We start from the raw sequence: 26,158 nt of genomic DNA, 5'->3' as shown, positions 1-26,158 counted from the left end.
GATGTAGCAGATCGTCTCGCCGCGTCATCGGCATAAAGCAAAAAAGCATGCGAATTGCCACGAAATGGGTCGCATCGCGGGCTTTACGTTTGCGTTTATCCCGAAAAATGGCTAAAATCACAAAGTCGCTGGGCACATAGTTTTTTCGCTGCCCGGGTGCGACCTCGGTTGAAAAAGATGGGCGTTGCGCCCATTTTTTTTTGGCTTTTTGGTTCGGCATCTCGGGAGCAGGGGTGCGCCCAGTCAAGGCGCTCGCCCGCAGGTGTTTCGCGGCGCGGGCGCGAAACACCTTGGAGTTACTGTGCAACTGACGGAACTGATTGAAACCACGGTCTCGAGCCTGGGCTACGAGCTTGTCGATCTCGAACGTTCGGGAGGCGGCATGCTGCGTATTTATATCGACCAGCCGGCCGGTATCGCCATCGAAGACTGCGAGAAAGTCACGCGTCAGCTTCAGTATGTGCTCGAAGTCGAAAACGTCGATTACGACCGCCTCGAGGTGTCGTCGCCGGGGCTCGACCGCCCGCTCAAGAAGCTGGCCGACTTCGAGCGCTTCGCCGGCAACGAAGCCGTCATCACATTGAAAAAGCCGCTGGACGGGCGCAAGTCGTTCCGCGGTGTTCTGCACGCCCCCGAGGGCGACAAGATCGGTTTGGAATTCGAAGGGAAGGACGGCGCCGCGATGCTCGATTTCACGCTCGCGGACCTCGATAAAGCACGTCTCGTCCCCAAAGTTGACTTTAGGAGCCGCAAACAATGAGTCGCGAAGTTTTGATGCTGGCGGATGCGCTGGCGCGCGAAAAGAACGTCAACAAGGACGTGGTGTACGCAGCTCTGGAGGCTGCGCTTGCTTCGGCAACGAAAAAGCTGTTCGAGGAAGATGTCGATATTCGCGTCGCGATCGACCGTGAAAGCGGCGAGCACGAGACGTTCCGCCGCTGGCGCGTGGTGCCGGACGAGGCGGGCCTTCAGGAGCCCGACCAGGAAATCCTGCTGTTCGAAGCGAAGGAGCAAAAGCCCGACGCACAAGTGGACGACTATATCGAGGAACCCATTCCGTCGATCGAATTCGGCCGCATAGGCGCGCAGGCTGCCAAGCAGGTCATTTTGCAGAAGGTGCGCGACGCCGAGCGCGAGCAGATCCTGAACGACTTCCTCGAGCGCGGCGAAAAGATTATGACCGGCTCGGTCAAGCGTCTGGACAAGGGCAATTTCATCGTCGAATCCGGACGCGTCGAAGCGCTGCTGCGCCGCGACCAGCTGATTCCGAAGGAAAACCTGCGCGTGGGCGACCGCGTGCGCGCGTATATCGCGAAGGTCGACCGCACGGCGCGCGGCCCGCAAATCGAACTGTCGCGCACCGCGCCCGAATTCCTGATGAAGCTCTTCGAACTCGAAGTGCCGGAAATCGAACAAGGGCTGCTGGAAATCAAGGCGGCCGCGCGCGATCCCGGCGTGCGTGCGAAAATCGGGGTGATCGCCTACGACAAGCGCATCGACCCGATCGGAACGTGCGTGGGCATCCGCGGTTCGCGTGTGCAGGCCGTACGCAACGAGCTCGGTGGCGAGAACGTCGACATCGTGCTATGGTCGGAAGACCCCGCGCAGTTCGTGATCGGCGCCCTCGCGCCGGCAGCCGTCCAGTCGATCGTCGTCGATGAAGAAAAGCATTCGATGGACGTCGTCGTGGACGAGAGCGAACTCGCGGTCGCCATCGGCCGCAGCGGCCAGAACGTTCGACTCGCCAGCGAGCTCACCGGCTGGCAGATCAATATCATGACGCCGGACGAATCGGCGCTGAAGCAGAACGAAGAGCGCGGCAAGTTGCGCAATCTGTTCATGGCGCGTCTGGATGTGGACGAGGAAGTCGCCGACATCCTGATCGACGAAGGCTTCACGAGCCTCGAAGAAATCGCCTATGTGCCGCTCAACGAGATGCTCGAAATCGAAGCGTTCGACGAAGACACCGTGCACGAGCTGCGCAACCGGTCGCGTGACGCGCTGCTCACGATGGCGATCGCCAACGAGGAGAAGGTCGAAGGCGTAGCACTCGATCTGAAGAGCCTCGAAGGCATGGACAACGAGCTTCTCGCAAAGCTCGCGGAGCATCAGATTCAGACCCGCGACGACCTCGCGGAGCTGGCAGTAGATGAACTGGTCGAGATGACCGGGATGGAAGAGGATAACGCTCGCGCGTTGATCATGAAAGCACGTGAACACTGGTTCCAGTGAGAAATGACCATGGCGCACTGAAATATCGCGGCCAGTTCGGCCGCATGACCCGATCTAACCGCAAGGACTGATCCTTGCATCAAGAGGAATGAATGGCGAGTAACAACGTAGCCCAATTTGCCGCGGAACTCAAAATGCCTGCGGGCGTGCTGCTCGAGCAGTTGCAGGCGGCTGGCGTCCAGAAAGCGAGCGCGAACGACGACCTGTCCGAGACGGACAAGGCGCGTCTGCTCGATCATTTGCGCAAGTCGCACGGGTCCGCCGATGCCGACAAGCGCAAGATCACTCTGACCCGCCGGCATACGTCGGAAATCAAGCAATCCGACGCAACGGGTAAGGCTCGCACCATTCAGGTCGAGGTGCGCAAGAAGCGTGTGTTCGTGAAGCGCGACGAGGCAGGCATCGAGCAGCCGGCCGAAACGCCGAATCATGTCGAAGACGAAGTCGACGAGGCCGAACTCCAGCGCCGCGAGGAAGAAGCCCGCCGCGCCGCGGAGCAACTCGAGCGCGAAGAGCGCGAGTTGAAGGAGCGTCAGGCGCGTCTCGAACAGGAAGAAGCGGAGCGTCGCGCCCGCGAGGAAGCGGCCGAAGCCGAGCGTCGCCGCCAGGAAGCGGAAGCGGAGCGTCGTGCGCAAGCCGCCGCGCAGGCCGCCGAGATCTCGCGCGCCGCACAGGCAGCGCGTCAGGAAGCTCGTACGCCGGTCGCCGCCGAGGTGAAGGCCGAGGTCAAGCCGCCGAAGCAGGACGATACCGCGCAGCGCGAAGCCGCCGAAAAGGCAGCGGAAGAAAAGGCGGCGAGCGAACGCGCCGCCCAGCGCGAAGCCGCGAAGAAGGCCGAGGACGCCGCGCGCGAAGCCGCCGAAAAGGCGCGTCTCGAACAGGAAGCCATCGCGAAGCGTCGTGCCGCGGCTGAAGCCGAAGCGCGCGCCATTCGCGAGATGATGAACACGCCGCGCAAGGCGCAAGTCAAGGCGCCCGAACCGGCGCCCGCGGCGAAGCCCGCCGAAGCGGCCAAGGCTGCCGAAGCGAAGGGCACGCTGCACAAGCCGGCGAAACCCGAAGGCGCGCAAGCCGCGCGTCCGGCAGCCGCGAAGAAGCCGGCGCCCGGCGCGGCAGCGCCCGCCACGACGGCGCCGACCGGCGACAAGAAGAAAGCCGGCGGCAAGGGCGGCTGGCAGCAGGACGACGCATCGAAGCGCCGCAGCATCAAGACGCGCGGCGACACGAGCGGCGGCGTCGATCGCGGCTGGCGCGGCGGTCCGAAGGGCCGTGGCAAGCATCAGGAACAGACGTCGTTCCAGGCGCCGACCGAGCCGATCGTCCGTGAAGTGCATGTGCCGGAAACCATCTCGGTGGCCGATCTCGCGCACAAGATGTCGGTGAAGGCTTCGGAAGTCATCAAGGTGATGATGAAGCTCGGCCAGATGGTCACGATCAACCAGGTGCTGGACCAGGAAACGGCGATGATCGTCGTCGAGGAACTGGGCCACCGCGCGGTCGCGGCGAAGCTGGACGATCCCGAGGCGCTGCTCATCGAAGGCGAAGCCGCCGAGGAAACGGCAGAGCGTCTGCCGCGTCCGCCGGTCGTTACCGTCATGGGTCACGTCGACCACGGCAAGACCTCGCTGCTCGACTACATCCGTCGCGCGAAAGTGGCGGCGGGCGAAGCGGGCGGCATCACGCAGCATATCGGCGCGTACCACGTCGAAACGCCGCGTGGCGTCATCACCTTCCTGGATACGCCGGGTCACGAGGCCTTCACGGCCATGCGTGCGCGCGGCGCGAAGGCAACGGACATCGTCATTCTGGTGGTCGCGGCCGACGACGGCGTGATGCCGCAGACGAAGGAAGCCATCGCTCACGCGAAGGCGGGCGGCGTGCCTATCGTCGTGGCGATCAACAAGATCGACAAGCCGGAAGCGAACCCGGACCGCGTGAAGCAGGAACTGGTCGCGGAAGGCGTGGTGCCGGAAGAGTACGGCGGCGATTCGCCGTTCATCGAAGTGTCGGCGAAGACCGGCAAGGGCATCGACGATCTGCTGGAAAACGTGTCGCTGCAAGCGGAAGTGCTGGAATTGACCGCTCCGGTCGACGCTGGCGCGAAGGGCCTCGTGATCGAAGCGAAGCTGGACAAGGGCAAGGGCCCGGTCGCGACCATTCTGGTGCAGTCGGGCACGCTGAACCGCGGCGACGTGGTTCTCGCGGGCAGCGCCTACGGCCGCGTGCGCGCCATGCTGGACGAAACCGGCAAGCCGACGAAGTCCGCGGGCCCGTCGATTCCGGTAGAGATTCAGGGTCTGTCGGAAGTGCCGGCGGCGGGCGAAGAAGTCATCGTGTTGCCGGACGAGCGCAAGGCGCGCGAAATCGCGCTGTTCCGTCAAGGCAAGTTCCGCGACGTGAAGCTCGCCAAGCAGCAGGCCGCGAAGCTCGAGAACATGCTGGAGCAGATGGGCGAAGGCGAAGTGCAGAACCTGCCGCTCATCGTGAAGGCGGACGTGCAGGGTTCGCAGGAAGCGCTCGTGCAATCGCTGCAGAAGCTCTCGACCGGCGAAGTGCGCGTGCAGATCGTGCACAGTGCGGTCGGCGCGATCAGCGAGTCGGACGTCAACCTGGCGACGGCGTCGAAGGCGGTCATCATCGGCTTCAACACGCGTGCGGATGCGCAAGCCCGCAAGCTGGCCGAATCGAACGGCATCGACATTCGCTACTACAACATCATCTACGACGCAGTGGATGAGGTGAAGGCGGCCATGTCCGGCATGCTGGCGCCGGAAAAGCGCGAGACGGTGACGGGCACGGTCGAGGTGCGTCAGGTCATTCGCGTGCCGAAGGTCGGTCTGATCGCGGGTTGTATGGTCACGGACGGCTTCGTGAAGCGCACGTCGTCGGTTCGCGTGATCCGCAACAACGTCGTTATTCACACCGGCGAGCTGGATTCGCTGAAGCGCTTCAAGGACGACGTCAAGGAAGTGCGTCAGGGCTTCGAGTGCGGTATCTCGATCAAGAACTTCAACGACATCGTCGAAGGCGATCAGCTGGAAGTCTTCGAAGTGACGGAAGTGGCTCGCACGCTGTAATGCATTAGTACGCCGAGCTCGAGGCGGAGCGGGCCTGACGGCTCGCTCCGCCTTTTTCTTTGGCGCGGCGATAGAGAAGGGAAGGAACCAAGATCATGGCTAAAAGACGTACGTCCACGAATCGCAACGTGCAGATTGCGGACCAGATTCAGCGCGATCTCTCGGAACTGATGCGCGAAGTGAAGGACCCGCGCATCGGCCTCGTCACGATGCAGAGCGTCGAACTGACGCCCGACTACGCGCACGCGAAGGTCTACTTCACGACGCTCACCGGCGATCCGAAGCAGACGGAGGAGGCGCTCAACCACGCAGCCGGTCATCTGCATAACCTGCTGTTCAAGCGCCTGCACATTCATACGGTGCCGACGCTGCATTTCCACTACGATAAGACGATCGAGAAGGCCGTCGAGATGTCGCGCCTGATCGACGAAGCCAACGCGACGCGCGCCAAAGACGACGAAGAAGGTGCGTGAGTGAAAGGCGGTACGAAGATCCCGCGCCGCGCGCTCGACGGCGTGTTGCTGCTGGACAAGCCGCTCGGTTTGTCGAGCAACGACGCGCTTATCAAGGCCAAGCGTCTTTATCTCGCGAAGAAGGCGGGTCACACGGGCACGCTCGATCCGCTTGCCACCGGTCTCTTGCCGCTGTGCTTCGGCGAGGCGACGAAGTTCTCGCAAGACTTGCTCGAAGCGGACAAGACGTACGAAGCGACGATGCGCCTCGGCATTCGCACGACGACGGGCGATGCCGAAGGCGAGGCCGTAGAAACGCGCGACGTCCTGTGCGACGAAGCGGCCGTCGAAGCGGCGATGCAGCGGTTTCTCGGCGACATCGTGCAAGTGCCGCCGATGTACTCAGCGCTCAAGCGCGACGGCAAACCGCTCTACGAATATGCTCGCGCCGGGCAGACGGTCGAGCGCGAGGGCCGTCAGGTGACGATTCACGCTCTAAGAATGCTCGCCTGCGCGCTGCCGCTCGTGACGTTTCGCGTGACCTGCAGCAAGGGCACGTATGTGCGGACGCTGGCGGAAGACATCGGCGAGGCGTTGGGCTGCGGCGCGCATCTGACGGCGCTGCGTCGAACCGGAGTCGGCGCGCTGACGCTGGAAGGCGCGGTGACGCTGGATGCGTTGGCCGCTGCGGCCGAGTCGGAACGCGATGGCTGGCTGCGTCCGGTCGATGCGCTGTTGTCGACGTTCCCGGCCGTGCATCTGCGCGACGAAGCGACGCGGCGCTTCAGGCACGGTCAGCGGCTGCGTCTGGATGAGCTGGGCGAAGCGGCATCCGTTTGGCAAGCTGAGGACACGCGAGTGCGCGTCTATGACGATGCGGGAAAGTTGCTCGGCGTCGCGCGGGCGGCGGAGGGCGTGCTCGCCCCTGAGCGGTTGGTGGTGAGCGGGTCTTGACTGACCGCAGCGAGCGCATCCACAAATAAAAAAGGAGAGGCCAGCGCCTCTCCTTTTTCATTTCCGCCGATGCATTCCGTTCAATGCGCCGCCGATGCTGCCGCTGCCGAATCGCCGCCGCCCGAGCGCTCGGGACGCGTGATCCAGATCAGCGCGATCAGCGCCACGAAAATCCCGGCCGAAATGTAGAACATGTCGTTCACGCCGAGCTGCGCGGCCTGCTGCGTCGCCATGCTGTTGAAGAGCCCGTAAGTCTGCTCCTTCGACATGCCGAGCGTGCTCATCTGTTGCATTGAATTGGTGAACGTCGGGTTGTACGAGTTCGCCTGTTCGATCAGTTGCGCGTGATGCACGATCGAGCGATGTTCCCACGCCGTCGAGAAGATCGACGTGCCGATGCCGCCACACATGATCCGCACGAAGTTCGACAAGCCGGACGCAGCCGGAATGCGATGCCCCGGCAAGCCCGACAGCGTGATCGACACGAGCGGAATGAAGAAGCCCGCCATGCCGATGCCCTGAATGAGCGTCGGCAGCGTTAGCGTCCACGTATCGACGCCGGTCGTATAGCGCGAACGCATCCAGAAGCAGAGCGCGAACACGAGGAACGCGGCCGTCGCGATGCGCCGCGGGTCGGTGCGCGGCAGGAACTTGCCCGTGATCGGCGAAAGCAGAATGGCGAACACGCCGACCGGCGCCATCACTAGCCCGGCGTTCGTCGCCGTGTAGCCGATGTCCGTCTGCAGCCACAGCGGCAGCAGCACGAGATTGCCGAAGTACAGCCCGTAACCGATCGACAGCGCAATGGTGCCGCCCGTGAAGTTGCGCAGTTCGAAGAGCGACAGGTCGACGACCGGATGCTCCGCCGTCAGCTCCCACACGATGAAGAACGCGAACGAAATCACCGCGATCAGCGCCAGCACCACGATGGTCGTCGAGTTGAACCAGTCGAGGTCCTTGCCCTTGTCGAGCATGATCTGCAACGAGCCGACCCAGATCACGAGCAGCCCGAGGCCGACCGTGTCGATGGGCGCCTTGCGGATCGCGGAATCGCGGTCGCGGAAGATGGCGAACGTGGCGAGCGCCGCCGCGATGCCGACCGGGATGTTCACGTAGAAGATCCACGGCCACGAGATGTTGTCGGAGATCCACCCGCCGAGCACCGGCCCGGCGACCGGCGCGATGAGCGTGGTCATCGACCACATGGAGAGCGCCATCGGCGCTTTTTCACGCGGATAGCTCGCGAGCAGCAGCGTCTGCGACAGCGGGATCATCGGGCCAGCGACCGCGCCTTGCAGCACGCGCGCGGCCAGCAGGAACGGCAGCGTCGGCGCGAGACCGCACAGCCACGACGCGAGCACGAACAGGATGATCGAGCCGAGGAACAGGCGCACTTGTCCGAATCGCTGCGTGAGCCAGCCCGTGAGCGGCACCGAAATGGCGTTGGCGACCGCGAAGGACGTGATCACCCACGTGCCCTGGTCCGAGGAGACGCCGAGATCGCCCGAAATCGACGGAATCGAGACGTTCGCGATCGACGTGTCGAGCACGTTCATGAACACCGCGAGCGACACAGCGATCGTCCCGATGACGAGCTTGCCGCCCGAAAGCGGCGGATGGACGACGTTAGCTTGAGACATGTGTTGGTTCCGCGAAGCGGCCGCTTACATCAGCTTGGCGGCCGACGCGGACTTCGTCGCGTTGCCGCGCGAAGCCGCGGGCGAGCCCGTGCCTTGCGTACCCGCGCCGCCGCCCGCGTTCTGCTGGATGATGCGCGCGATTTCCGCGTCGGCCTGGGCGCCGTACTTGTCGAACACGTTCGTCTGATAGACGGTGTTCGGCACGTTGCCCAGCTGGCCGCCTTGCTCGTCCTTGATCGTGACGTCGACGTTCATCGACAAACCGATGCGCAGCGGATGCTGCTCCAGTTCCTTCGGATCGAGTTCGATACGCACCGGCAGGCGCTGCACGACCTTGATCCAGTTGCCGGTCGCGTTCTGCGCGGGCAGCAGCGAGAACGCCGAACCCGTGCCGGCCGAGAAGCCGATGACCTTGCCGTGGAACACGACGCCCGAGCCGTACAGATCGGCCGTCAGTTCGACCGGCTGGCCGATGCGCATGTGCTTGAGCTGCACTTCCTTGAAGTTCGCGTCGACCCACACGCCGTTAAGCGGCACGATGGCCATCAGCGGATTGCCCGGCGCGACGCGCTGGCCGACCTGCACCGAACGCTTCGCGACGTAGCCCGTGACCGGCGCGGGCAACGTGTTGCGCGCGTAGTTGATGTACGAGTCGCGCACCTTGGCGGCAGCGGCGAGCACGTTCGGATGGTCCGCGATAGTCGTGTTCGCCGTCAGCGACCGGTTCGAGGCCAGTTCCTGCTGGGCGGCGTCGAGCGCGGCCTGCGCGCTGCGCACGGCGTCGCGTGCGTGCGAGATTTCTTCCTGCGACACCGCGCCCGTCTGCGCAACCGTCAGGCGGCGGCGCAGGTCGTCTTGCGCGCGGGACAAGTCCGACTTGCGCAGCGCGACTTGCGCTTCGTACTGGTTGTTGTTGACGAAGAACGTGCGGACCTGCCGCACCGTCTGCGCGAGATTCGCTTCCGCCTGATCGAGCGCGACTTTGGAATCCGCCGGATCGAGCGCGACGAGCGGATCGCCGACCTTCACGGTCTGCGTGTCGTCGGCGTTCACGGACACCACGGTGCCGACCACTTGCGGCGTGATCTGCACGACGTTTCCGTTGACGTACGCGTCGTCCGTCGACTCGTGGAAGCGGGCGACGAGGAAGTAGTACAGGCCGTATGCGATGGCGGCGATGAGAATGACGAGAACGATCAGCGTCATCAGCATGCGGCGCTTGCCACTGCTCTGCTTCGGTGCGGGCGCGGCGGCGGTTTGTTGAGGGTCGCTCATGAAGGGCTCCGAAAATTCCGTATTGGTCTTGATGCGTGTTCTTTTGAGTCGCTCAGTGCGACGGCGCGGCTTGGTCTGCAGCCTGCCGTTGCCCGCTGCCGTCGATGGCGAGATTCGTGCTCGTGGCGTCGAAACCGCCGCCGAGCGAACGAATCAGCGCGATTTGCAGATCCGAGCGCTTCAGGCGCAGGTTCGTCACCGTCTGCTCGTTGGCGAGGCGGTTTTCGTCCGCCGTGAGCACTTGCAGTTGCGGCGAGAGGCCGGCCTTGTAGCGGATCACCGCCAACTGATAGGCGCTGGTCGCAGCAGCGAGCGCGCGTTGCGCGTCGGCCATTTGCCTGTCGAGCGAGCGGATCGACGAGATGTTGGTCGCTACGTCGTTCAGCGCGTTCACGAGCGTCTGATTGTAGTTGGCGACGACATTGTCGAAATCGGCGTAACGGCCTTTGAGCTGCGCGCGCAGCGCGCCGGCGTCGAAGATCGGCAGGTGAATGGCCGGTCCCGCCTGAATCTGCCGGCTGCTCGCCATCAGGAAGCGGCTCCAGCCGAACGCGTCGAAACCGAAACTCGCCGCGAGATTGATGTCGGGGAAGAACTCGGCCTTCGCCTCCGCGATGTCATGCGTGGCCGCTTCGACCTGCCAGCGCGCCGCGACGATGTCCGGGCGGCGCGAGATGAGGTCGGCCGGCACGTTGTCCGGCAGCGTCACGTTGACGTTGGGATCGATCACCGGATTGGCGATCTGCAAGCCGCGGTCCGGGCCCTTGCCGAGCAGCGCCGCCAATTGATAGCGCACCGACTGGATCTGCCCGTCGAGTTCGCTCAGGTTCGTCTGGCTCGTCGCCACGTTGCCTTCGGCCGTGCGGCGTTCGACGTTCGTATCGAGGCCCGCGGTCACGCGTCCGCTCGTGATGCGGCCGACGTCCTGGCGATTGGCGATCTCCCGCTGCGTGACGTCGCGCAGCGCGTAGAGCAGGGCGAGCTGGTTATACGTGCGCGCCACGGACGCCGCGAGCGTCACGCGCGCCTGCTGCATGTCCGCCTCGGCTGCCTTCTGCTGCGAGACGGCCATGTTCAGCCGCGAGCGGTTCTTTCCCCACAGGTCCAGGTCCCACGACGCGCTGGCGAGCACGTTGTTCTCGCTGAACCAGGTGCCGCCGTACGGCGGCGGAAAGAGCGCGTTGCCCGAATAGAGCTCGCGCGTCCATGAATACTGGGCGTTCACGTGCGGATAGAGCGTCGAGCGCGAGCTTTCGATATACGACGATGCCTTCGCGATGCGCGCCTGAGCCTGCGCGATGCTCGGATTGTCCGCGACGGCTTCGTCGATCAGTTGCGGCAACTGCGGATCGCCGAACTGCTTCGCCCAGTCGAGATTCGGCCACTGGCCGCCTTGCCCCGGCACGCTCTCAGTCGACTGCAAGGCGTCGGGCGTGGTGATCTGCTTGTCGCTCGAGATGCCCGCGTAATTCGCGCAGCCGGCGACCGCGAGCGCGGCCACGGCGGCCGCCACGGCGCTCTTCGCGCCGCGCAGCGCGCTTTTCGGCCTGCACGCGGACAAGGAAAGGTGTTTCATCGCTCGTCTCTTGAGATGAGTGTTAAAGATGGACGTTGCAATCAATTCTTGGGTGGTCAAGCTGGATTCCCCGGTCCATTTGCTTGTCAGCGCAATGGCATACCAGGCTTATCATTGCCGCCTGCGGGACACGCGGCAGGATCGCACGTATTAGCGAGAATGCGGCGGAGCATGCTCTTCAGAAAGCCGACTTCCTCGGGCGTGAAGCCCGCAAGCAACGCATCCAGCACACGCGTGAAGATGGCCGGCACCTTCTCCGCCATCGCGCGGCCGTCGGCTGTGAGCGCGAGCCGCACGACGCGCCGGTCTTCCTCGCTGCGCACCCGCGAGAGCAGGCCGCGCTTTTCCAGACGGTCGATGAGGCGCGTGACCGCGCTCGCGTCAATGCCGTATTCCCGCGCTATATCCGCCGCCGTCAGGCACTTGCCGACCGCCAGCATGAAGACGATGCTCGCCTGCGTGCTCGTGATGCCGAGTTCGGACGTGGTGTGCTGCGTCACCATGTTCCACAGCGTCGAGCGCACGCGGCTCAGCAAATAGCCGACGCTTTCGCTCAACACGTAGTTGTCGATCGCCGTGGGTTTCGGAGCGTCGCTCATGAAAAATTTTGTGCGAGTGCAATAGTTGACTAGGCAGGATTATAGGGGCGTCAATCCGCCTCTGCAACAGTCTTTTCTGAGAATGCTTAACAATCGGCGCGGGAGCGCAGTGCTTTGTAGACGCAGCTCGATGCTGACACGTGCGCGTGCTATAATTTTCGGTTCTCACCGCGCCGGGCCCGAAGAGTCATTCCAGGCAGTCACACAGCAGTCACGCAAATCGAAAGCGTGACGTGACGCTTATCCGAGGGTCTGCCGAGCCATCAGCCATTGAGCGTTCTGCTTGGCGGCCCTCGCTCCGACGGCGCACAACCAAGATACTCTTATGACTCGCGCCCTCCGCAATATCGCCATCATTGCCCACGTCGACCACGGCAAGACCACGCTCGTCGACCAGTTGCTCCGTCAGTCGGGCACGTTCCGGGAAAATCAACAAGTCGCCGAGCGCGTCATGGACTCGAACGACATCGAAAAGGAACGCGGCATCACGATTCTCGCGAAGAACTGCGCGGTCGAATACGAAGGCACGCACATCAATATCGTCGACACGCCGGGACACGCCGACTTCGGCGGCGAAGTGGAGCGCGTGCTGTCGATGGTCGATTCCGTGCTGCTGCTCGTCGATGCCGTCGAAGGCCCGATGCCGCAAACGCGCTTTGTCACGAAGAAAGCGCTGGCGCTCGGTCTCAAGCCGATCGTCGTGATCAACAAGGTGGACCGTCCGGGCGCGCGCATCGACTGGGTGATCAACCAGACGTTCGATCTTTTCGACAAGCTCGGCGCCACCGAAGAACAGCTCGACTTTCCGGTCGTCTACGCGTCGGGCCTGAACGGCTACGCGAGCCTCGATCCGGACACGCGCGAAGGCACCATGCGTCCGCTCTTCGAAGCCATCCTCGAACACGTGCCGGTGCGCCCGGCCGATCCGGACGGCCCGCTGCAGCTTCAGATCACCTCGCTCGACTACAACACGTACGTCGGCCGTATCGGCGTGGGCCGCATCGCGCGCGGGCGCATTCGCCCCGGCATGCAGGTCGCGGTGCGCTCGGGTCCGGACGGCGCGATCCTCAACCGCAAGATCAATCAGGTGCTGTCGTTCCACGGCCTGGAGCGCGTGCAAGTCGAGGAAGCGCAGGCCGGCGATATCGTGCTGATCAACGGCATCGAGGAGATCGGCATCGGCGTGACCATCTGCTCGCCGGAAAATCCCGAGGCGCTGCCGATGATCACCGTCGACGAGCCGACGCTCACGATGAACTTCCTCGTGAACTCGTCGCCGCTCGCGGGCAAGGAAGGCAAGTTCGTGACGAGCCGCCAGATTCGCGACCGCCTCACGAAGGAGCTGAACCACAACGTCGCGCTGCGCGTGAAAGATACCGGCGACGAAACCACGTTCGAAGTCTCGGGTCGCGGCGAACTGCATCTGACGATTCTCGTCGAGAACATGCGCCGTGAAGGCTACGAGCTTGCCGTGTCGCGTCCGCGCGTCGTGCTGCAGGAAATCGACGGCGTGAAGTGCGAGCCGTATGAAAACCTGACGGTCGATATCGAAGACCAGCATCAGGGTGGCGTGATGGAAGAGCTCGGCCGTCGCAAGGGCGAAATGCTCGACATGACGTCCGACGGCCGCGGCCGCACGCGCCTCGAATACAAGATTTCGGCGCGCGGTCTGATCGGCTTCCAGAGCGAGTTCCTGACGCTTACGCGCGGCACGGGCCTGATGAGCCATACGTTCGATTCGTATGCGCCCGTCAAGGAAGGCTCGGTTGGCGAGCGCCGCAACGGCGTACTGATCTCGCAGGACGACGGCGCGGCTGTCGCCTACGCGCTGTGGAAGCTGCAGGATCGCGGCCGCATGTTCGTGTCGCCGGGCGATGCGCTCTATGAAGGCATGATCATCGGCATTCACAGCCGCGACAACGACCTCGTCGTGAATCCGATCAAGGGCAAGCAGCTGACCAACGTGCGTGCCTCGGGCACCGACGAAGCCGTGCGCCTCGTGCCGCCGATCCAGCTTTCGCTGGAATACGCGGTCGAATTTATCGACGACGACGAACTCGTCGAAGTGACGCCGCAGTCCATTCGCCTGCGCAAGCGTCATCTGAAAGAGCACGAGCGTCGTCGCGCGAGCCGCGAATCGGCGGAGTAAATCGTCTCCGACGTTGCCGTCAAAAAGCCGCCTTCGGGCGGCTTTTTGCATTCGATGCTTGGCCGCATGCATTAAAGAATCGCCAACCGAGGCCGACAATGACGCATGACTGTCGCTCTTGCATCGACCGGAAACGCCCGCACATGCCCGTTGCAGAAGGGCGAATGCGTACGCAACGGTGCGACGTCCGGTCATATGACGAATGCATGTGTGCTATGCTATTCGGATTAGCTGTCGCTTTTTAGGTCCTTCCAAGCAGACTTGATTCGCGCAATCCGCTAAACGGTCAGGCCGTGTCGCGGAAGGTTTTGTAACCCGCACTTCCTCGAGAAACTCGAAGAAAGGTGAGCGTAAAATGATGAAGCAATTCCAGTCGAACTCTTATCTGTTCGGCGGTAATGCTCCGTACGTCGAAGAGTTGTACGAGGCATATCTCGATAATCCCGCGTCAGTGCCCGAGACCTGGCGAGCCTATTTCGACGCGTTGCAGAACGTGCCCGCGTCGGACGGCACGAACCACAACGACGTGGCCCACGGCCCGATCGTCGAGTCGTTTGCCCAGCGCGCGAAGTCCAACGGCTTCGTTCAGCGCGAAGGCGCCACCGAAGATCTCGCTACCGCGCGAAAGCAAGTCTACGTTCAGTCCCTCATCGGCGCGTATCGCTTCCTCGGCTCGCAATGGGCCAACCTCGATCCGCTCAAGCGCCGCGAGCGTCCGCATATTCCCGAACTCGAACCTGCGTTCTACGACTTCACCGAAGCCGACATGGACCAGACGTTCAGCGCCACGAACCTGTATTTCGGTTTCGAGCGCGCAACGCTGCGCGAGATCGTCAAGGCATTGCGTGACACGTACTGCGGCACGATCGGCGCCGAGTACATGTATATCAGCGATCCGGAACAGAAGCGCTGGTGGAAGGAGCGTCTCGAGTCCATCCGCTCGACGCCGAACTTCTCGAACGACAAGAAAAAGCACATTCTTAACCGCCTGACGGCCGCCGAAGGCCTCGAGCGTTTCCTGCACACCAAGTACGTCGGCCAGAAGCGTTTCTCGCTGGAAGGCGGCGAGAGCTTCATCGCGTCGATGGACGAAGTCGTGCGTCACGCGGGCAAGAACGGCGTGCAGGAAATCGTCATCGGCATGGCGCACCGTGGCCGTCTGAACGTGCTGGTCAACACGCTCGGCAAGATGCCGGCGGACCTCTTCGCCGAATTCGAAGGCAAGCACGTGGACGACCTGCCGGCCGGCGACGTGAAGTACCACAAGGGTTTCTCGTCGGACGTGTCGACGGAAGGCGGCCCGGTTCACCTGTCGCTCGCGTTCAACCCGTCGCACCTGGAAATCGTCAACCCGGTGGTCGAGGGCTCGGCGAAGGCGCGCATGGATCGCCGCGGCGATGAAGAAGGCCTGCAAGTCCTGCCGGTGCAGATTCACGGCGACGCGGCCTTCGCGGGCCAGGGCGTCGTGATGGAAACGCTGAACCTCGCGCAAACGCGCGGCTACGGCACGCACGGCACGCTGCATATCGTCATCAACAACCAGATCGGTTTCACGACGTCGGACCCGCGCGATTCGCGCTCGACGCTGTACTGCTCGGACGTCGTCAAGATGATCGAGGCGCCGGTGCTGCACGTGAACGGCGACGATCCCGAAGCGGTCGTACTCGCCACGCAGCTCGCGATCGACTTCCGCATGAAGTTCCACAAGGACGTGGTGGTGGACATCGTCTGCTTCCGCAAGCTCGGCCACAACGAGCAGGACACGCCGGCGGTCACGCAGCCGCTGATGTACAAGACCATCGCGAAGCATCCCGGCACGCGCGCGCTGTATGCCGAGAAGCTGGTGCAGCAAGGCGTGATCACCGCCGAAGACGCCGACAACTACGTGAAGGCGTACCGTCAGGCGATGGACGAAGGCCATCACACCATCGACCCGGTGCTCTCGAACTACAAGAGCAAGTACGCGGTCGACTGGGTGCCGTTCCTGAACCGCAAGTGGACCGACGCCGCCGACACCGCCGTGCCGCTCGCCGAACTGAAGCGTCTCGCTGAGCGCATCACGACGATTCCGGAGAACTTCAAGCTGCATCCGCTCGTCGAGCGCGTGATCAACGATCGTCGCGCGATGGGCCGTGGCGAAGCGAAGCTCGACTGGGGCATGGGCGAGCATCTCGCGTTCGCGTCGCTGGTGGCATCCGGCTATGCCGTGCGTCTGACGGGCCAGGACTCCGGCCGCGGCACGTTCACGCACCGCCACGCGGTGCTGCACGATCAGAACCGTGAACGCTGGAACGACGGCACGTACATTCCGCTGCAGAACATCGCGGACAACCAGGCGAAGTTCACGGTCATCGACTCGGTGCTGTCGGAAGAGGCGGTGCTCGGCTTCGAGTACGGCTATTCGACCGCCGAACCGAACACGTTCGTCGCGTGGGAAGCGCAGTTCGGCGACTTCGTGAACGGCGCGCAAGTGGTGATCGACCAGTTCATCTCGTCGGGCGAAGTGAAGTGGGGCCGCGTCTCCGGCCTCACGATGATGCTGCCGCACGGCTACGAAGGCCAGGGTCCGGAGCACTCGTCGGCGCGCATCGAGCGTTTCCTGCAACTGTGCGCGGACCACAACATGCAAGTGGTTCAGCCGACGACGCCGGCGCAGATCTTCCATCTGCTGCGCCGTCAGATGATCCGCCTGTTCCGCAAGCCGCTCATCATCGCCACGCCGAAGTCGCTGCTGCGTCACAAGGAAGCGGTGTCGGACCTGTCGGAACTGGCGAAGGGCTCGTTCCAGCCGGTCATCGGCGAAGTGGACGAAAGCATCGACGCGAAGAAGGTCAAGCGCGTGATCTGCTGCTCGGGCCGCGTGTACTACGACCTCGTCGCGCATCGCCGCGAAGCGAAGGCGAACGACATCGCCATCGTGCGTATCGAGCAGTTGTATCCGTTCGCGCACAAGCAGTTCGACGCGGAACTCAAGAAGTACGAAAACGCGACCGAAGTGGTCTGGGTGCAGGACGAGCCGCAGAACCAGGGTGCCTGGTTCTACATCGAGCACCATCTGCGTGAAGGCATGAAGGAAGGGATGAAGCTGGCCTATAGCGGCCGTCCCGCTTCCGCCTCGCCTGCGGTCGGCTACTACGCGAAGCACTACGAGCAGCAGAAGGCGCTGGTTGAAGGCGCGTTCGGCCGCCTGAAGGGTGCGCAGACCATCGCGAAGTAATCGTTGCCTGATCGGACCGGCGCGCGGCAAGCGCGCCGGTTCCGACGCTCGTACACACAGAACGCATTAGGACAATACAGAAATGACTATCGTAGAAGTCAAGGTTCCCCAGCTTTCCGAGTCGGTCTCGGAAGCCACCATGCTGCAATGGAAGAAGAAGCCGGGCGAGGCAGTCGCCCAGGACGAAATCCTGATCGAAATCGAAACCGACAAGGTGGTGCTCGAAGTGCCCGCGCCGTCGGCTGGCGTGCTCGCGCAGGTCATCAAGCATGACGGCGATATCGTCACCGCTGACGAGATCATCGCGAAGATCGACACGGAAGCGAAAGCAGGCGAAGCGCCCGCAGCCGCAGCCGCTGGCGACGCCGAAGTGAAGCCCGCGCCGCAAGCCGAGCCGGCCGTGGCGTCGTCGTCGGCGACCGCGCAAGCCACCGCCTCGGCGACCGGCGGTTCGGTCACGGGCGGCGCGGCATCGCCCGCCGCGACGAAGATTCTGGCCGAGAAGGGCGTGTCCGCCGACCAGGTGTCGGGCTCGGGCCGCGACGGCCGTATCACGAAGGGCGACGCGCTCGCCGCGCAAGCCGGTGCGCCCGCCGCCGCGAAGGCACCGGCACCGGCTGCTGCGCCCGCGAAGGCGGCGAAGCCTTCGCTGCCGCAAGTCAACGCGCCCGCATCGGCTGACCAGTGGCTGAAGGATCGCCCGGAACAGCGCGTGCCGATGTCGCGTCTGCGCGCGCGTATCGCCGAGCGTCTGCTCGAATCGCAGCAAACCAACGCCATTCTGACGACGTTCAACGAAGTCAACATGGCGCCGGTCATGGACCTGCGCAACAAGTACAAGGACCGCTTCGAGAAGGAACACGGCGTGAAGCTCGGCTTCATGTCGTTCTTCGTGAAGGCCGCCGTGCACGCGCTGAAGAAGTTCCCGCTGGTGAACGCGTCGATCGACGGTAACGACATCGTTTATCACGGCTACTTCGACATCGGTATCGCGGTCGGTTCGCCGCGCGGTCTGGTGGTGCCGATTCTGCGCAACGCGGATCAGATGAGCCTCGCCGACATCGAGAAGAAGATTGCCGAATTCGGCGCGAAGGCGCGCGACGGCAAGCTGTCGATCGAAGAAATGACCGGCGGCACGTTCTCCATCTCGAATGGCGGCGTGTTCGGCTCCATGCTCTCGACGCCGATCATCAACCCGCCGCAGTCCGCCATTCTCGGCGTGCACGCGACGAAGGAACGCGCTGTGGTCGAAAACGGCCAGATCGTGATCCGCCCGATGAACTACCTCGCGCTGTCGTACGACCACCGCATCATCGACGGCCGCGAAGCCGTGCTGTCGCTCGTCGCCATGAAGGACGCGCTGGAAGATCCGGCCCGTCTGCTGCTGGACCTGTAAGAACACCGTGCCTTCGGTGCGCGCGATAGGCTCGCGCGCACCGCTCGAAGGCGTCTCCGCAAGAGCGGGGTCTACTCAAGGAAAGTCATGTCCAAGGAATTTGATGTCGTCGTGATCGGCGCGGGCCCGGGCGGCTATATCGCGGCGATTCGCGCAGCGCAACTCGGCAAGACGGTTGCGTGTATCGAGAAGTGGAAGAACCCGGCAGGCGCGCTGAAGCTCGGCGGCACCTGCCTGAACGTGGGCTGCATTCCGTCGAAGGCGCTGCTCGCGTCCTCCGAAGAATTCGAAAATACGTCGAAGCATCTGGCGGATCACGGCATCAGCGTGTCGGACGTGAAGCTCGATGTGTCGAAGATGCTGGCGCGCAAAGACGGCATCGTCGAAAAGATGACGAAGGGCATCGAATTCCTGTTCCGCAAGAACAAGGTCACGTGGCTCAAGGGTCACGGCAAGTTCACCGGCAAGACGGACGCCGGCGTGCAGATCGAAGTGTCGGGCGAAGGCGAAACGGAAACCGTCACGGCGAAGAACGTGATCATCGCGACGGGCTCGAAGGCGCGTCATCTGCCGGGCATTCCGGTCGACAACAAGCTGATCGCCGACAACGAAGGCGCGCTCTCGTTCGACTCGGTGCCGAAGAAGCTCGCCGTGATCGGCGCGGGCGTGATCGGTCTGGAACTCGGCTCGGTGTGGCGTCGTCTGGGTGCCGAAGTGACGGTGCTCGAAGCGCTGCCGCAGTTTCTCGCCGCAGCGGATGATTCGCTCGCGAAGGAAGCCGCCAAGCAGTTCAAGAAGCAAGGTCTCGACATTCACCTCGGCGTGAAGATCGGCGAAGTGAAGACGACCGGCAACGGCGTGTCGATTGCGTACACGGACAATCAGGGCAACGCGCAAACGCTGGAAGCGGACCGCCTGATCGTCTCCGTCGGACGCGTGCCGAACACCGATAACCTCGGTCTGGAAAGCATCGGCCTGAAGGCGAACGAGCGCGGCTTCATCGACGTGGACGATCACTGCGCGACGAGCGTGCCGGGCGTGTACGCTATCGGCGACGTCGTGCGCGGCCCGATGCTCGCGCACAAGGCGGAAGACGAAGGCGTGGCAGTGGCGGAAATCATCGACGGTCAAAAGCCGCATATCGACTACAACTGCGTGCCGTGGGTCATCTACACGGAGCCCGAAATCGCGTGGGTCGGCAAGACCGAGCAGCAGCTCAAGGCCGAAGGCCGCGAGATCAAGACCGGTCAGTTCCCGATGATGGCCAATGGCCGCGCGCTGGGCATCGGCCGGGCGGAAGGCTTCGTCAAGATGATCGCGGACGCGAAGACCGACGAGATTCTCGGCGTGCATGTCATCGCAGCGGACGCGTCGGATCTGATCGCGGAAGCGGTCGTCGCGATGGAGTTCAAGGCGGCGTCGGAAGACATCGGCCGCATTTGCCATCCGCATCCTTCGCTATCTGAAGTGATGCGCGAAGCGGCGCTCGCCGTCGACAAGCGCGCGCTGAATATGTAATCGCTCGACTTCGGGCAACAGCAGGCATCGCACACGAAGGCGAGCGGATCAAACCGCTCGCCTTTGTCACATCGAGCGGCAGAAGATGAACGTCACCGAATACTACGAAAACGAACTGCGCACGCGGGGCTACCAGTCTGACGAGGCGCAGCTGGCGGCGGTCGCGCGCCTGCAACGCTGCTACGAAGAATGGGTCGCGTACAAGGCGCGCCGCTCGAACGCGATCCGGAAGTTTCTCGTGCATCCGGAACTGCCGCGCGGTGTGTATATGTGGGGCGGCGTCGGGCGCGGCAAGAGTTTTCTGATGGACAGCTTCTATGCCGTCGTGCCGGTGCAGCGCAAAACGCGCCTGCATTTTCACGAGTTCATGCGCGAAGTGCATCGGGAACTGGAGGAACTGAAGGGCCAGGCCGATCCGCTCGACGAACTGGCGCGGCGCATCGCGAAGCGTTACCGGCTGATCTGCTTCGACGAATTTCACGTCTCGGATATCGCCGACGCGATGATCCTGTATCGGCTGCTGGACCGTTTATTCAACAACGGCGTGCAGTTCGTGATGACGTCCAACTACCAGCCGGACACGCTATATCCGGAAGGCTTGCACCGCGACCGGTTGCTGCCCGCCATCGAGTTGCTCAAGAAGAATCTCGACGTGCTCAATGTCGACGCGGGCACCGATTATCGAAAGCGCACGCTGTCGCAAGTGCAGGCGTACCACACGCCGCTCGGCGCGGCGGCGGACAAGGCGCTGCGCGCGGATTACGCGAAGCTCGCCGCCGTTCCTGACGAAAGCCCGATCCTGCATATCGAAAAGCGCGAGATCAAGGCGCTGCGCAAAGCGGATGGCGTAGTGTGGTTCGACTTCGCGACGCTTTGCGGCGGCCCGCGCTCGCAGAACGACTATCTGGAGATCGCGAACCGCTTCCACGCGGTCATCCTGTCGGACGTGCCGCAGATGTCGCCGCGCATGGCGTCGGAAGCGCGCCGCTTTACGTGGCTAATCGATGTTTTCTACGACCACAAGGTGAAGCTGCTGATGTCGGCGGCGGTGCCGGCGGAGGACTTGTACGTGGAAGGGCCGATGGCGAACGAGTTCGCGCGCACGGTGTCGCGCATCGTCGAAATGCAGTCGCAAGAGTATCTGGAGGCGCCGCGGCGGCTCGCGAACATTTCGCTTACGTGAGCTAATACGAGAATCAAAAACAGGCGTCTAGCCAAACGGCATAAGGCTTTCGCCGGTTTTTCAAGATTAGGACCTCTCTGATTTGCCGGTTGAAGGGCACTCGGTATCGTTCTGCCAATTAATCAGCAGTTAATTGGAGAGAATGCCGTGAAACCCTACCGCGATATGTCCGACGAAGAATGGCAGATGGTCGCGCCGCTGCTTCCGGAATTGCGTCCGCGCTCGGAGTTGCGCGGCCGTCCTCTGGCCAACACGCGTGCCGTGCTCAACGGCGTGCTGTGGGTCATGTATAGCGGCGCGTCGTGGTCCACGCTGCCGCGCAAATACCCGTCGTATCAGACGTGCCATCGGCGCTTCAAGGCGTGGCATGAATCGGGCGTGCTGCTGCGCGTGATGACGCAGCTCTTCGGCCCAGCCGGTGAATCGCTGTACGGGCTCATGACGTCGCGCATGCGCGTGCCGGCCGAATTGCCTGTTGTGACAGCGCAAGCCTTGGAGCCGATGCGCGCCATCGCGGCGGCGCGCTCGCCGCAGGACGACGAGGCGGTTCGTCACGCTGCCTGAACTGCGCGCTGAACCAAAAGAAACGGGCGGAAGACACTCAGTCTTCCGCCCGTTTTTCTTTGCAGATCAAGAAGTGCTACTGCTGCCGCACCCACGTTTGCGAGCGCCCGAGCAGCGACACGCCGATATAACCGCGCACCACCAGCTTCTGACCGCCGTCTTCCAGCTTCATCTTGCACTTGTACAGCTTGCCGTTTTCCGGGTCCAGAATCTGGCCGCCTTCCCACGTATCGCCGTTTGGCTTCATGCCCGTGATGATGGTCATGCCTTTGACCAGTTGATCCTTCCGGTCGTCGGTGCACGCGGTGCAGCGCCGGTCCGGATGATCGAATTCGCCAATGCCGCGTACCACCTTGCCGGAGAGCTGCCCGCTACCGTCGTCGATGATCTGGATGATCGCCTTCGGCTTGCCGGTGGCGTCATCGATGGTTTGCCAGGTACCCGCGGGCGACGACGCCTGCGCGAACGCGCCCGCCGCCGACATCGCGATAAGCGCGCCAGCCGCGATGCGGACGAAGTGCTTCATAGTGCCTCCTTGTTTTTGTGATCGTGGCGCCCGAAGCCGTTGCCGGGCGCGTTGCCGACGCAGGATACGAGAAACCGTCCGTGGCGTCTGGGAGGAAAGGCTCTAGGCTCACGCGCCGCCGCGCAGACCGGCTTCGAGCGTGGCGAACGTGCGCGAATCGGTGCGATCGAAATGCAGCGGCGTCACCGAGATGCGCTTGCTCGCGACCACGGCGGTCTCGCTGTCGGGCGCGTTCTTGCGCTGACCGCGCTGGAATCTCAGCCAGAAGTAGTCGATGCCGCGCGGATCGGTCTCATCGACCACGTCGATGCCTTCCACGAGCCCGACGCCTTGCCGCGTCACCGTGAGCGGACCCGCCGCGGATGCATCGCAGTCCGGGAAGTTGACATTAAGACAGGTCGGCGCGTCGTGCGAGATGGCCAGCAACTGACGGATCACGCCGGGCGCGAGCGCTCGCGCCGTATCCCAGCGCACGCTCTCACGGTCGGAGAACGTCTGACTGAGCGCAATGGACGGCAGGCCGAGCAGAAGGCCCGTCATCGCCGCGCCGACGGTGCCCGAGAACATCGTCTCGACGCCGAGGTTCGCGCCGCGATTGATGCCCGACAACACGAGCGTCGGCGGCGCATCTTTCATGAGATGCCGCGCGGCCATCACGACGCAATCGCCGGGCGTGCCCTGAACGCCGAAGCGCCGCTCGCCCTGACGCGAAATGCGCAGCGGCGAATGCAGGCTGATGGAGTGCGAAGTGCCGCTCTGATCGTGCTCGGGCGCGACGACCCAGACTTCGTGCGCAAGCTCTGCGGCGACAGCTTCGAGCACGGCCAGGCCGGGCGCGTCGATGCCGTCGTCGTTGGTCAGCAGCACACGTTGGACGATGGGTTCCATGGCGGGCATCGCGAATCACTCCTCGGTCGGTTAACAGGTCGACCGATTATTACAGAGATCGCGACGGGCAGACGGGCGCTTACTTGACGCCCAAGCCGCGCAGAACGGCGTTGCCGTCTTCGGTGAGGCGCACCTTGGGGCCGTCCGCGCCCGGCGAGACGATTTCGACGTAGCCGTACTCCTGCAGCGAGGTCACATCGGGCGGTGCGGCCATCGCGTCGATCGGCGCGTGCATCAGCAAGAGCAGCGTGGCGATTTCGTGATGACTCAAGAGCCGTTTGATGGCTCGCACGGGAGCCGAAGCAGAGCGGAGGTTCATGCGCGAACTCCTTGGTTTACATGACGATTCGCGCCGCGGACAGAGCGGCGTCGTGGATGTCGATGATGAAGTGCGGCAAGCGTATCGGCCGAAACTTAGGCGAGACTTAAACGCTGCGCGTCGGCAGCGAGGCGCGTGTTACAGCGTATGTCACGCCGTCGGCGCGCGCTTCAGAAGCGGTAGTCGGGGTTGCGTGGATCGAATGTCAGGCCGTCGAACGACTTCGGCTCGATGTGTTCGAAGACGACGCTTTCGAACACTGTGCCGTCGTTGTCGAAGGATTCGACCGCGCGAATGAGCGGCGCTTCGAGATCGAGGTCGATCACTTCGCGCTTCGCATAGAAGTCGGGTTGCCCGGCCGGCGCGACATAGGTCAACGCGACGACGCGCACGCCATTAACGGTCGACACCGCGATATCCGACGGCTGGGTGATGCCGGCGTCGGCGAACTTCCTGCCTTCGCCGATGAAACGCTGCGTCACGGCATCGATGCCGAGCTCGCGGATCGAATGGTTCGATTGCGCGCGGGCGAGTGGTCCGTTCAGCGATGTCCACATCGGCACGACACCGAGCACGCCGCCGAGATGGCCGTATAGCTCGTCGGGGCGCTTGGACTCGTCGTAGATGACTTCTTGGCCCGCATGGGCGCCATCCGGCAGCCATCTGGCGTAGATGCGCAGCGGCTCGCGCGTGACGCGCACGAGCATGTGGTCGGGCCGCTTCGGCCATTTTCCGCCGATGCGCTCGCGTCGAAGGATCGTGAATTCGCACGACGCATAGCGGACCAAGCCGTCGCGCAGGTAGCGCGGCAGCGTCGCGGGATCGAGTGAGCGAAAGAGGGCGACGAGTTCGTCGTCTGTGAGGCGCGCGAGCTTGCCGTCGGCGGCGGCGCGTGCGAGCCATTGGGCTTGTCGATAGGCAGTCTGGCTGGCGATTTCGTTGACCGCCAGCTGCGGAGTCGCTCGGGCGGGGGCCGGGCTAGTGGTAATCGCCGCTGAGAGCGCGCACGCGAGCGTCGAGTGGAGGAGGCGACGGACGTGCGCTTGCGTCATGACTTGTCTTCCCGTTTGACGGTGCCGGAGTGGTCAGGTGTAAACGGGGAGCTGCAAGGATTCTTCCTTCGAGCGCAAGCGGGAGTCGTCGGGCGAGGCGTCCAACAGGTTCGCCGGACGCCCACTACCTAGGCCCCAAGCCCTATCCCGTCGCCCCCACTTCCTCCGCCGACCGGGTCATATCGATCCCCCTGCGCTCCCGGCTAAAGAAAATCAACGCCGCGATCACCACCGCAACCGTACCCGCGACGATCGCCATCGCCATGCCGTAGTTGTTTCCATGCGAAGTGGCAATCGACGCCTGCATCGTCGCATTGATTGCGGCCAGCAAATTGCCGAGTTGATACACGAGCCCAGGAAAAGTGGCGCGAATCTCATCGGGTGATATCTCGTTCAAATGCACCGGAATCACGCCCCACGCGCCTTGCACCGATATTTGCATCAGAAACGCGCCGATCGCCAGCGCAACCGGAGTTACCGAAAACGCCCACAGATAAAGCACCGGCAACGCAATCAGTGCCGCGATAAAAATGGTCACACGCCGCCCGATTCGCTCAGACAACGACCCGAAAAACAATCCCCCGACAATCGCGCCGATATTCAGCACGATGGTAATGATGGACACGGTATGCGGATCGAAGTGATGCTGTTCGCGCAGAAACGTCGGATAAAGATCCTGCGTGCCGTGCGAGAAGAAATTGAATGCGGTCATCAAGATGATCGCGTAGAGAGAAAGCGTCCAGTTCTGCTTGAGCGTCGCGAGCAAGCCGGGGCGCGCGCGTTTTTCCATCGCACGCCACGCGGGAGATTCCGGCACATGCGCACGGACATAAAGCACCAGCAGCGCGGGCGCGACGCCGACAAAAAACATGCCGCGCCAGCCGACGAACTGATACAGCACGCCGAATACGATCGACGCCAGCAGATAACCGCTCGGATAACCGGCTTGCAGCAAGCCGGACACGAAGCCGCGCGCCTTGGGCGGCACGGTTTCCATCGTCAGCGCAGAGCCGACGCCCCATTCACCGCCCATCGCGATGCCGAAAAGCGAGCGCAAGATGAGAAGCGTCGTCAGGTTGGGCGAGAGGCCGGATAGTAACTCCAGCAACGAATAACACGCGATATTGACCATCAGCGTCGGACGGCGGCCGAACTTGTCCGCGAGCCGGCCGAATATCAGCGCGCCGATAGGGCGCATGGCGAGCGTGAGCGTAATGGCAAAGGCGACTTCGGGAATCTTCGTGTTGAATTCCGCGGCAATATCCTTCAGGACGAAAACCATCAGGAAAAAATCGAATGCGTCCAGCGTCCAGCCGAGATAAGCGGCAATCGTTACGTTTCTTTGTTCTCGCGTCCAACTCATCGCCTGGGTCTCCGTATCAGTATTGATCGATGATATGCAATGCGATTGCACGCGGCGGTCATGCGGCCACGCGGGCAGGACGAGTGTACGCCGCCGTTCAAGAGCGTGCTGATCGTTACTAATGGAGAGAAGACGATAACGCGGCCGATCCATTCATTTCGCTTTGCTCCGAGTCATA

At 63.1% G+C, this 26,158-nt stretch carries 20 protein-coding genes; 11 read left to right on the top strand and 9 right to left on the bottom strand.

Going from position 1 to position 26,158, the window contains the following annotated elements; all coding sequences use genetic code 11:
- The first annotated feature begins 301 nt into the window (after positions 1-301).
- From rimP to truB, 5 genes are all read left to right on the top strand, one after another.
- Positions 302-760: a ribosome maturation factor RimP gene (rimP, locus tag JYK05_RS07550; RefSeq protein WP_175940666.1), complete on the top strand. Its 459-nt coding sequence runs from the start codon at positions 302-304 to the stop codon at positions 758-760.
- A complete protein-coding gene (gene nusA, locus JYK05_RS07545; protein WP_175940503.1) occupies positions 757-2,232 on the top strand; it encodes a transcription termination factor NusA in 1,476 nt (491 codons plus the stop codon). Before rimP ends, nusA begins: the two co-directional genes overlap by 4 nt.
- A gap of 92 nt (positions 2,233-2,324) precedes the next feature.
- Positions 2,325-5,309 (top strand): translation initiation factor IF-2, encoded by a 2,985-nt coding sequence (gene infB, locus JYK05_RS07540; protein ID WP_206466540.1) that lies wholly within the window; start codon positions 2,325-2,327, stop codon positions 5,307-5,309.
- 95 nt (positions 5,310-5,404) lie between these two features.
- Complete coding sequence (gene rbfA, locus JYK05_RS07535; protein ID WP_175940501.1) at positions 5,405-5,782, top strand: 30S ribosome-binding factor RbfA; 378 nt, start codon at positions 5,405-5,407, stop codon at positions 5,780-5,782.
- Positions 5,783-6,715, top strand: coding sequence for a tRNA pseudouridine(55) synthase TruB (gene truB / locus JYK05_RS07530; protein ID WP_206466539.1), 933 nt, complete (start codon positions 5,783-5,785; stop codon positions 6,713-6,715).
- Between the two features lie 80 nt (positions 6,716-6,795).
- Here truB and JYK05_RS07525 read toward each other — a convergent pair whose 3' ends face one another.
- The 4 genes from JYK05_RS07525 to JYK05_RS07510 form a co-directional block, all read right to left on the bottom strand.
- Positions 6,796-8,355: a DHA2 family efflux MFS transporter permease subunit gene (locus tag JYK05_RS07525; protein WP_175940499.1), complete on the bottom strand. Its 1,560-nt coding sequence runs from the start codon at positions 8,353-8,355 to the stop codon at positions 6,796-6,798.
- Between the two features lie 24 nt (positions 8,356-8,379).
- Entirely contained in the window at positions 8,380-9,630 is a 1,251-nt protein-coding gene (locus tag JYK05_RS07520) for an HlyD family secretion protein (RefSeq protein ID WP_175940498.1), read from the bottom strand.
- A gap of 52 nt (positions 9,631-9,682) precedes the next feature.
- Entirely contained in the window at positions 9,683-11,206 is a 1,524-nt protein-coding gene (locus tag JYK05_RS07515; protein ID WP_175940497.1) for an efflux transporter outer membrane subunit, read from the bottom strand.
- An 86-nt stretch (positions 11,207-11,292) separates the two neighbouring features.
- Positions 11,293-11,805: a MarR family winged helix-turn-helix transcriptional regulator gene (locus JYK05_RS07510; RefSeq protein ID WP_175940496.1), complete on the bottom strand. Its 513-nt coding sequence runs from the start codon at positions 11,803-11,805 to the stop codon at positions 11,293-11,295.
- 325 nt (positions 11,806-12,130) lie between these two features.
- Here JYK05_RS07510 and typA point away from each other — a divergent pair, with 325 nt between their 5' ends.
- The 6 genes from typA to JYK05_RS07480 all read left to right on the top strand — a co-directional run bounded on the left by typA (position 12,131) and on the right by JYK05_RS07480 (position 21,832).
- Entirely contained in the window at positions 12,131-13,954 is a 1,824-nt protein-coding gene (gene typA / locus JYK05_RS07505; protein WP_175940495.1) for a translational GTPase TypA, read from the top strand.
- 355 nt (positions 13,955-14,309) lie between these two features.
- Complete coding sequence (locus JYK05_RS07500) at positions 14,310-17,171, top strand: 2-oxoglutarate dehydrogenase E1 component (protein ID WP_206466538.1); 2,862 nt, start codon at positions 14,310-14,312, stop codon at positions 17,169-17,171.
- Between the two features lie 82 nt (positions 17,172-17,253).
- A complete protein-coding gene (gene odhB / locus JYK05_RS07495) occupies positions 17,254-18,567 on the top strand; it encodes a 2-oxoglutarate dehydrogenase complex dihydrolipoyllysine-residue succinyltransferase (protein ID WP_206466537.1) in 1,314 nt (437 codons plus the stop codon).
- A gap of 87 nt (positions 18,568-18,654) precedes the next feature.
- Positions 18,655-20,085 (top strand): dihydrolipoyl dehydrogenase, encoded by a 1,431-nt coding sequence (gene lpdA / locus JYK05_RS07490; protein WP_206466536.1) that lies wholly within the window; start codon positions 18,655-18,657, stop codon positions 20,083-20,085.
- Between the two features lie 85 nt (positions 20,086-20,170).
- Positions 20,171-21,268, top strand: a complete 1,098-nt coding sequence (gene zapE / locus JYK05_RS07485) for a cell division protein ZapE (RefSeq protein ID WP_175940491.1) — start codon at positions 20,171-20,173, stop codon at positions 21,266-21,268.
- A gap of 147 nt (positions 21,269-21,415) precedes the next feature.
- The gene (locus JYK05_RS07480; RefSeq protein WP_175940490.1) at positions 21,416-21,832 is read left to right on the top strand and encodes a transposase; all 417 of its coding nucleotides are present in this window, start codon (positions 21,416-21,418) and stop codon (positions 21,830-21,832) included.
- Positions 21,833-21,908: 76 nt separating this feature from the next.
- Here the strand turns inward: JYK05_RS07480 and JYK05_RS07475 are convergent, their stop codons facing one another.
- The 5 genes from JYK05_RS07475 to JYK05_RS07455 form a co-directional block, all read right to left on the bottom strand.
- Positions 21,909-22,358, bottom strand: a complete 450-nt coding sequence (locus JYK05_RS07475) for a DUF2147 domain-containing protein (protein ID WP_206466535.1) — start codon at positions 22,356-22,358, stop codon at positions 21,909-21,911.
- Positions 22,359-22,466: 108 nt separating this feature from the next.
- Positions 22,467-23,255, bottom strand: coding sequence for a 5'/3'-nucleotidase SurE (gene surE, locus JYK05_RS07470; protein WP_206466534.1), 789 nt, complete (start codon positions 23,253-23,255; stop codon positions 22,467-22,469).
- Positions 23,256-23,325: 70 nt separating this feature from the next.
- Entirely contained in the window at positions 23,326-23,565 is a 240-nt protein-coding gene (locus JYK05_RS07465; protein ID WP_206466533.1) for a hypothetical protein, read from the bottom strand.
- A gap of 170 nt (positions 23,566-23,735) precedes the next feature.
- Positions 23,736-24,617, bottom strand: a complete 882-nt coding sequence (locus JYK05_RS07460) for a DUF1571 domain-containing protein (RefSeq protein WP_206466532.1) — start codon at positions 24,615-24,617, stop codon at positions 23,736-23,738.
- A gap of 142 nt (positions 24,618-24,759) precedes the next feature.
- Entirely contained in the window at positions 24,760-25,980 is a 1,221-nt protein-coding gene (locus JYK05_RS07455) for an MFS transporter (protein WP_206466531.1), read from the bottom strand.
- Positions 25,981-26,158 lie beyond the last annotated feature (178 nt).

This window comes from Caballeronia sp. M1242, assembly GCF_017220215.1.
Lineage (GTDB): Bacteria > Pseudomonadota > Gammaproteobacteria > Burkholderiales > Burkholderiaceae > Caballeronia.
The sequence above is the reverse complement of the archived record's forward strand: the minus strand, read 5'-3'. Positions and strand labels throughout refer to the sequence as shown.

What these genes read in the sequence shown, in the direction of transcription:
- nusA (WP_175940503.1), top strand. Translation starts at nt 757, where the DNA reads ATGAGTCGCGAAGTTTTGATGCTGGCGGATGCGCTGGCGCGCGAAAAG.
- infB (WP_206466540.1), top strand. Translation starts at nt 2,325, where the DNA reads ATGGCGAGTAACAACGTAGCCCAATTTGCCGCGGAACTCAAAATGCCT.
- rbfA (WP_175940501.1), top strand. Translation starts at nt 5,405, where the DNA reads ATGGCTAAAAGACGTACGTCCACGAATCGCAACGTGCAGATTGCGGAC.
- JYK05_RS07525 (WP_175940499.1), bottom strand. Translation starts at nt 8,355, where the DNA reads ATGTCTCAAGCTAACGTCGTCCATCCGCCGCTTTCGGGCGGCAAGCTC.
- JYK05_RS07520 (WP_175940498.1), bottom strand. Translation starts at nt 9,630, where the DNA reads ATGAGCGACCCTCAACAAACCGCCGCCGCGCCCGCACCGAAGCAGAGC.
- JYK05_RS07515 (WP_175940497.1), bottom strand. Translation starts at nt 11,206, where the DNA reads ATGAAACACCTTTCCTTGTCCGCGTGCAGGCCGAAAAGCGCGCTGCGC.
- JYK05_RS07510 (WP_175940496.1), bottom strand. Translation starts at nt 11,805, where the DNA reads ATGAGCGACGCTCCGAAACCCACGGCGATCGACAACTACGTGTTGAGC.
- typA (WP_175940495.1), top strand. Translation starts at nt 12,131, where the DNA reads ATGACTCGCGCCCTCCGCAATATCGCCATCATTGCCCACGTCGACCAC.
- JYK05_RS07500 (WP_206466538.1), top strand. Translation starts at nt 14,310, where the DNA reads ATGATGAAGCAATTCCAGTCGAACTCTTATCTGTTCGGCGGTAATGCT.
- odhB (WP_206466537.1), top strand. Translation starts at nt 17,254, where the DNA reads ATGACTATCGTAGAAGTCAAGGTTCCCCAGCTTTCCGAGTCGGTCTCG.
- lpdA (WP_206466536.1), top strand. Translation starts at nt 18,655, where the DNA reads ATGTCCAAGGAATTTGATGTCGTCGTGATCGGCGCGGGCCCGGGCGGC.
- zapE (WP_175940491.1), top strand. Translation starts at nt 20,171, where the DNA reads ATGAACGTCACCGAATACTACGAAAACGAACTGCGCACGCGGGGCTAC.
- JYK05_RS07475 (WP_206466535.1), bottom strand. Translation starts at nt 22,358, where the DNA reads ATGAAGCACTTCGTCCGCATCGCGGCTGGCGCGCTTATCGCGATGTCG.
- surE (WP_206466534.1), bottom strand. Translation starts at nt 23,255, where the DNA reads ATGCCCGCCATGGAACCCATCGTCCAACGTGTGCTGCTGACCAACGAC.
- JYK05_RS07465 (WP_206466533.1), bottom strand. Translation starts at nt 23,565, where the DNA reads ATGAACCTCCGCTCTGCTTCGGCTCCCGTGCGAGCCATCAAACGGCTC.
- JYK05_RS07460 (WP_206466532.1), bottom strand. Translation starts at nt 24,617, where the DNA reads ATGACGCAAGCGCACGTCCGTCGCCTCCTCCACTCGACGCTCGCGTGC.
- JYK05_RS07455 (WP_206466531.1), bottom strand. Translation starts at nt 25,980, where the DNA reads ATGAGTTGGACGCGAGAACAAAGAAACGTAACGATTGCCGCTTATCTC.